This window comes from Rhodanobacter thiooxydans LCS2, assembly GCF_000264375.1.
GTDB lineage: Bacteria > Pseudomonadota > Gammaproteobacteria > Xanthomonadales > Rhodanobacteraceae > Rhodanobacter > Rhodanobacter thiooxydans.
Window position 1 is genome coordinate 1 of sequence record NZ_AJXW01000161.1, and the last position, 320, is coordinate 320.

Annotated in this window: 1 pseudogene; it reads right to left on the reverse strand. The window is 79.7% G+C overall.

Annotation, left to right across the window (positions count from 1 at the left end):
* Nucleotides 1-320, reverse strand: a pseudogene (locus UUA_RS18355) (thymidine phosphorylase); the annotation flags it as partial.

Consider the following 320-nt stretch of genomic DNA (forward strand, 5'->3'; position numbering starts at 1 on the left):
GCCAGGCCCACCGCATGGTCCAGCGCCTGGCCCGGCCGGCTGCGGCCGCCGCCCAGCTCGACCACCGCCTGGCCCAGCGCGCGCACGTCCACCGCCGCCACATAGCCCGAGTCGGGCGCGCCCACCTCGCGCTGGATCGGCGCCCTGGCCAGGTGGGCGTCCGGCCGCTGCAGCAGATCCGCCGGGCCGCCCAGCGCCGCCACCATGCGGGCGAAGCGTTCGGCCGCCTCGCCGCTGTCCCGCGCGCGGCGCAGCTGTCGCGTCGCGTCGCCGTGGTCAGCGGCAAGGCCGCCCGCGCAAAGCAGCGCCGCCGCCAGTTC